The organism is Oharaeibacter diazotrophicus (assembly GCF_004362745.1).
GTDB classification, from domain to species: domain Bacteria; phylum Pseudomonadota; class Alphaproteobacteria; order Rhizobiales; family Pleomorphomonadaceae; genus Oharaeibacter; species Oharaeibacter diazotrophicus.
The window spans coordinates 1-1,428 of record NZ_SNXY01000005.1; the positions used below are offsets into that span (position 1 = coordinate 1).

Sequence of the window (1,428 nt, forward strand, 5' to 3'; positions counted from 1 at the left end):
GACGTCGTCGAGAAGCTGCAGACCCAGATGCAGTCGGGCGAGAACATCTACGACGCCTATGTCAACGACAGCGACCTGATCGGCACGCACTGGCGCTACCAGCAGGCGCGCAACTTGTCCGACTGGATGTCGGGCGAGGCGTCGGACGTCACCAACCCCGGCCTCGACATCGACGACTTCATCGGCAAGTCGTTCACGACGGCGCCGGACGGCAAGCTCTACCAGCTGCCCGACCAGCAGTTCGCGAACCTCTACTGGTTCCGCTACGACTGGTTCAACGACGAGAAGAACAAGGCCGACTTCAAGGCGAAGTACGGCTACGACCTCGGCGTGCCGGTCAACTGGTCGGCCTACGAGGACATCGCCGAGTTCTTCACCGGCCGCGAGGTGGACGGCCAGAAGGTCTACGGCCACATGGACTACGGCAAGAAGGACCCCTCGCTCGGCTGGCGCTTCACGGACGCTTGGCTGTCGATGGCCGGCAACGGCGACAAGGGCATCCCGAACGGCCTGCCGGTCGACGAGTGGGGCATCCGCGTCAACGAGAAGTCGCAGCCGGTCGGCTCCTGCGTCGCGCGCGGCGGCGACACCAACGGCCCGGCGGCGGTCTACTCGATCCAGAAGTACCTGGACTGGCTGAAGGCCTACGCGCCGCCGGCGGCCCAGGGCATGACCTTCTCCGAGGCCGGCCCGGTCCCGGCGCAGGGCCAGATCGCCCAGCAGATCTTCTGGTACACGGTGTTCACCGCCGACATGGTCAAGGACGGCCTGCCGGTCGTGAACGCGGACGGCACGCCGAAGTGGCGGATGGCGCCGTCGCCGCACGGGGTCTACTGGAAGGAGGGCATGAAGCTCGGCTACCAGGACGCCGGCTCGTGGACGATCCTGAAGTCTACCCCGGTCGACCGGGCCAAGGCGGCCTGGCTCTACGCCCAGTTCGTGGTGTCGAAGACGGTGGACGTCAAGAAGAGCCACGTCGGCCTGACCTTCATCCGCGAATCGACGATCCGCGACCAGTCGTTCACGGAGCGGGCGCCGAAGCTCGGCGGCCTCGTCGAGTTCTACCGCTCGCCGGCCCGTCTGCAGTGGTCGCCGACCGGCACCAACGTGCCGGACTACCCCAAGCTCGCGCAGCTGTGGTGGCAGGCGATCGGCGACGCCGCCTCGGGCGAGAAGACCCCGCAGGAGGCGATGGACTCGCTGTGCGCGGAACAGGAGAAGGTGCTCGGCCGCATCCAGCGCTCGGGCGTCCAGGGCGACATCGGCCCGCTGCTCAACGACGAGCACGACCTCGCCTACTGGGCCGAGCAGGCCAAGGCCAACGGCACGCTGGCCCCGCAGCCCAAGATCGAGAACGAGAAGGAAAAGCCCCAGACCGTCAACTACGACGAGCTCGTCAAGAGCTGGTCCGACGCCAAGTGACGGGCC

The 1,428-nt window shown here is 67.2% G+C and carries 1 protein-coding gene; it reads left to right on the forward strand.

The genetic code is table 11. From position 1 onward, the window contains the following. On the forward strand, nucleotides 1-1,422 hold a 1,422-nt coding region (locus EDD54_RS00150; protein WP_133673938.1), incomplete at its 5' end, for an ABC transporter substrate-binding protein. Nucleotides 1,423-1,428: the final 6 nt, after the last annotated feature.